6 protein-coding genes are annotated in these 4,758 nt (G+C 58.9%); 1 reads left to right on the top strand and 5 read right to left on the bottom strand.

Annotated elements, in window-relative coordinates; genetic code table 11:
- Window positions 1–74 precede the first annotated feature (74 nt).
- A complete protein-coding gene (entD, locus tag CKK19_RS24585) occupies window positions 75–764 on the top strand; it encodes an enterobactin synthase subunit EntD (protein ID WP_063149202.1) in 690 nt (229 codons plus the stop codon).
- Here entD and CKK19_RS24580 read toward each other — a convergent pair.
- The 5 genes from CKK19_RS24580 to nadS all read right to left on the bottom strand — a co-directional run bounded on the left by CKK19_RS24580 (window position 700) and on the right by nadS (window position 4,597).
- Entirely contained in the window at window positions 700–1,539 is an 840-nt protein-coding gene (locus CKK19_RS24580; protein WP_022647370.1) for a metal ABC transporter permease, read from the bottom strand. The two genes, entD and CKK19_RS24580, sit on opposite strands and share 65 nt — an antisense overlap.
- Entirely contained in the window at window positions 1,536–2,384 is an 849-nt protein-coding gene (gene sitC, locus CKK19_RS24575; RefSeq protein ID WP_063854443.1) for an iron/manganese ABC transporter permease subunit SitC, read from the bottom strand. The genes CKK19_RS24580 and sitC overlap by 4 nt, the downstream gene beginning before the upstream one ends.
- Window positions 2,381–3,187, bottom strand: coding sequence for an iron/manganese ABC transporter ATP-binding protein SitB (gene sitB, locus CKK19_RS24570; protein ID WP_225455255.1), 807 nt, complete (start codon window positions 3,185–3,187; stop codon window positions 2,381–2,383). Before sitB ends, sitC begins: the two co-directional genes overlap by 4 nt.
- 2 nt (window positions 3,188–3,189) lie before the next feature.
- On the bottom strand, window positions 3,190–4,101 hold the full coding sequence (gene sitA / locus CKK19_RS24565; RefSeq protein WP_063854441.1) for an iron/manganese ABC transporter substrate-binding protein SitA: 912 nt from the start codon (window positions 4,099–4,101) through the stop codon (window positions 3,190–3,192).
- Between the two features lie 211 nt (window positions 4,102–4,312).
- Window positions 4,313–4,597 carry a NadS family protein gene (gene nadS, locus CKK19_RS24560; protein WP_003858821.1) on the bottom strand — a complete coding sequence of 95 codons (285 nt, stop codon included), beginning with the start codon at window positions 4,595–4,597 and terminating at the stop codon, window positions 4,313–4,315.
- Window positions 4,598–4,758: the final 161 nt, after the last annotated feature.

Raw genomic sequence — 4,758 nt, 5'->3', positions numbered from 1 at the left:
TGTGGGGAACCCTCAGCCCTTTGGGAGAGGGCCGGGGTGAGGGCATCAGGCCGCACAATACTGAAGGGAAAACCATGCACACAACCCACAGCACATTTTCTCTCGCCGGCCACACCCTTCACCGCATCACTTTCGACCCCACCACCTTCACCGACGCCGATCTCCTCTGGCTCCCCCATCACGCACAGCTGGCTGACGCCGGACGCAAGCGCAAATCCGACCACCTGGCAGGCCGCATCGCCGCGGCGCATGCGCTAAACGAGCGCGTAATCCCCGGCATCGGCCCCAGCGGCGAACCGCTCTGGCCGCAAGGTATTTCCGGCAGCATCACCCACAGCGGCACGCAGGCGATGGCCGTCGTCACGCAATACCCGGCGCTTATCGGCATCGATTGTGAAACGATCCTTTCCGAAAACGAAGCCTGGGAAATCAAAGACGGCATTATTGATATGCAGGAAGAACCTGTGCTTTCCCGCTCGGGATACCCGTTCGCCCTCGCCCTGACGCTGGCGTTCAGCGCCAAAGAGAGCCTGTTCAAGGCCCTCTTTCCGCAGGTGCAGGCCTGGATGGGTTTTGACAGCGCCCGCATTACCCTGCTCGACGACAGGACGCTTACGCTGGCATTGACCCGTCAACTTGCAGGCTTTGAGGAAGGCACTGCCTTCACCCTTCACTGGCAGCAGCACGGCGAACAGGTCATCACCCTGCTGTCACACGCTCCTGCCGACGTGCCTTCACGCTGGTCACCACAAACGTCACGATAAACACCATCGCGAACAGGACCACAATGGTCGGCGCGGGCGCGCTGTCGAGATAAAACGAGGCATAAACGCCGCTTACCGACACCAGCGCTGAAACGGCGACCGCCACCAGCAGCGCCATGTGAAAGCGTCGGGTGATCAGCACCGCCACCGCGCCGGGGGCAATCAGCAGCGAAATCGACAGAATTATACCCACCGCTTTCAGCGTCGCCACGATGGTCAGCGAAACCATGCATAGTAAGCCGTAGTGCAGCCAGCGGGTGCGCAGGCCGCTCGCCTGCGCCTGCTGATAGTCAAAGCAGAACAGCAGAAAATCGCGCCACTTCAGGCCAATCACCAGCGCAATCAACCCCGCGACGAGACCGCTTTGCAAAATGTCCATCCCGTTAATGCCCAGCATATCGCCGAACAGAATGTGGTCGAGATGCACCTCAGGTTTGACGGCGATATAGAGGATCAGCCCGGCGCCGAACATGCCGGAAAAGACGATCCCCATAACCGTATCTTGCTTGATTCGGCTGTTATCCTTCAGGTATCCGGTGGCGACCGCGCAGAACAGACCGGCCACGAATGCGCCCAGCGCCAGCGGCAGGCCCATCATCCAGGCCAGCACGACGCCGGGAAACACCGCGTGGCTCATGGCGTCGCCCATCAGCGCCCAGCCTTTCAGCACCAGAAAAACCGACAGCAGCGCGCAGGGCACGGCCACCAGGAGTGAAATCAGCAGCGCGTTGTTCATAAACGCAAACTGGAACGGTTCGAGGATCAGCGTCATCATGGATGTGCCTCCCGCGCCCGACGGCTGCTGGCAAGCAGCCCATGCTTCGGCGCAAAGACGAACGCCAGCAGGAACAGCAGCGTCTGGGCGACCACGATAATGCCGCCGGTGGCACCGTCCAGGTAATAGCTGGCCCACGCGCCGAGGAAGCTGGTGATGCTGCCAATGGCGACGGCAATCATCAGCAGGCGCGGGAAGCGATCGGTCAGCAGCCAGGCGGTCGCACCGGGCGTAACCACCAGACAGATCACCAGAAATGCGCCGACGGTTTGCAGCGCCGCCACGGTAGAGACCGCCAGTAGCGTAAAGAAGAGAATTTTCAGACGTTCCGGGCGCAGGCCGATGGCGCGGGCGTGGTTCTCATCAAAAAAGGTCACCATCAGATCTTTCCATTTGAACAGCAGGATAACTATCGACACCACGCCGATAATCGCCAGCTGGACGATATCTTCCGGGGCGATGGCGAGAATATTGCCGAGGACGATGGTCTGAATGTTCACCGAGGTCGGGTTGAGTGAGACCATAAACAGCCCCAGCCCGAAAAACGAGGAGAAGATCAGCCCGATAATGGCGTCCTCCTTCAGGCGGCTGCGCTGGTTGAGAAACAGCATGCTGCCCGCCGCCAGCCCGCCCGATAAAAACGCCCCCAGCGAGAACGGCAGCCCGAGCATGTAAGCGCCCGCTACGCCCGGCACGATGGAGTGCGACAGCGCATCGCCGATCAGCGACCAGCCTTTGAGCATCAGATAGCAGGAGAGAAACGCGCACAGCCCGCCCACCATCGCCGAGACCCACATCGCGTTGAGCATGTACTCGTAGCCGAAGGGTTCGAGAAGCACGTTCATTTGGCCTCCTGTCGGTGCGTGACGAAGGGGCGTTCGTCGTCGGTAATAATGCGATCTTCCGAGTCGCTGAGCACCACGTGGCGCAGCACGCCGCTAAAGGCGCGCTCAAGATTCTCAGCGGTAAAAGTGATATCCGTCGGGCCGCTCGCCAGCACGGTGCCTTTGACCATCACCGTGTAATCGCAGAATTCCGTGACCGAGCCCAGATTGTGGGTCGAAACCAGCATCGTTTTACCCTCGTCGCGCAGCTCCCGCAGCAGGCTGATGATCCTGGCTTCGGTTTTGACGTCCACGCCGGTAAACGGCTCGTCGAGCAGGATCACCTCGCCCTGCTGGGCAATCGCCCGCGCCAGAAACACGCGCTTCTTTTGGCCGCCGGAGAGCTCGCCAATCTGCCGATGACGCAGCTCAAGCATATCCACGCGCTTCAGGGCGTCGGTTACAATCTGCCTGTCGCGCTCTTTAGGCCGACGCAGAAACCCCATATGCCCGTAGCGGCCCATCATCACCACGTCCTCGACCAGCACCGGAAATGACCAGTCGACCTCTTCCGACTGCGGCACGTAGGCGACCAGGTTCAGGCGCAGCGCCCGGTGAGGCGGAAGCCCAAGAATGGAGATAGTGCCGCTCGCCGCCCGCACAAAGCCCATCACCGCCTTAAACAGCGTGGACTTGCCGGAACCGTTCACCCCCACCAGGGCGGCAATCGATCCGCCCGGCACGCTGAACGACGCGTCGCGCAGCGCCGTGTGGCCGTTGCGGTAGGTCACGGTCACGTCGGTTACAACAATCCCCTTCTGCATGGTTACTCCTTCATCCCGTCGCGGATGCCCTGCACCAGCGTGCGGGTGGTGACGTTCAGCAGATCGATATAGGTCGGCACCGGGCCGTTTTCTGCACTCAGGGAGTCAACGTACAGCACGCCGCCGTAATGGGCGCCGGTTTCCCGCGCCACCTGACGAGCGGGCTTATCCGAGACGGTGCTTTCGCTGAACACCGCCGGAATGTGATGTTTTTTCACCAGATCGATAACCTTGCGCACCTGCTGCGGCGTGCCCTGCTGATCGGCGTTGATCGGCCACAGGTACAGCTCTTTCAGGCCCAAATCCCGCGCCAGATAGGAGAACGCCCCTTCGCTGGTCACCATCCAGCGCTTGTCTTCCGGGATCGCCGTGACCTGCTTACGCAGCGGTTCAAGGGTAGCGGTAATCTTCTGCTTGTAGGCGTCGGCGTTACGCTGATAGGTCTGCGCGTTGGCCGGATCGTACTTCACCAGCGCGTCGCGGATGTTATCGACGTAAATCAGGGCGTTGTCCGGCGACATCCACGCGTGCGGGTTGGGCTTGCCGTTATAGGGCCCTTCGCTGATGCCCATCGGGGTGATGCCTTTGGTAACAATCACCTCCGGCACGCCGTTCAGATGCTGATAAAAGCGCTGGAACCACAGCTCCAGATTCATGCCGTTCGCCAGGATCAGCTGCGCCTTCTGTGCGCGTTTGATATCGCCCGGGGTGGGCTGGTATTCGTGAATTTCCGCGCCCGGTTTGGTGATAGAGGTCACTTCCGCGGCGTCACCCGCCACGTTTTTCGCCATATCCGCGATGACGGTAAAGGTGGTGATAACCCGGAACTTTTCGGCCGCCAGCGCGCCGGTCGTGGTCGTGGTCATAAGCAGCGCGCCGAGCAACAGACGCTTCAATCCTTGCCGTGGATGCATCGCAGAAGTCTCCTGAGGTGATTAAATTAAAAGCAAAATTAGCCCGTGCTATAAGGTATAGCACAGGCTATATTTAAATGAAAATAGTTATCATTAAAGTTATGTCAACGGAGGGAGAGCCTGATGGCGCTTCGCTTATCAGGCCTACGGTAAAGCAGTTTTGGAGTTTTGTAGGCCGGGTAAGCGCAGCGCCACCCGGCATAAGGGCGACTCACTGCCCGGCAAGTGCCTTATAAAATGCAGGATTCTCCCGAATCACATTAAGTACCTTCGCCGCCAGCCCGGTTGGGTTGCGACGTTTAGACTCCCAGCTCTTTATCGTATCGACGCTCGTGCCAAGCGCCTTCGCCATTTCGCTTTGCGTGATATTGAGCTGCTCTCTGATGGCGCGCACATCAGCAACTTCATAGCGGGTTACCCGGGAAGCGGCTTTTCTTCCGTTATGGATCTCAACGGCCTCTTCAAGCGAAGATTTTAATTCATTAAAAATACTCATTATCAGCCTCCACCTGCCTGATTAGGGTACATAGTACACCTCAAATTTACGGCACTGGAAGCAGTATTTTTCAGAATGGAAGTCAGCTTTTTAAGTTCTGCTTTCTCTGTCTCTGTCAGGCTGTCCTTTATGCATTTTGGATAGTGAAGTGGTTTACTGAA

It is taken from the genome of Enterobacter sp. CCUG 70166, assembly GCF_020224095.1.
GTDB lineage: Bacteria > Pseudomonadota > Gammaproteobacteria > Enterobacterales > Enterobacteriaceae > Enterobacter > Enterobacter intestinihominis.
Note: the sequence above shows the minus strand (reverse complement) of the source record. Positions and strands in the feature narration are given on the sequence as shown.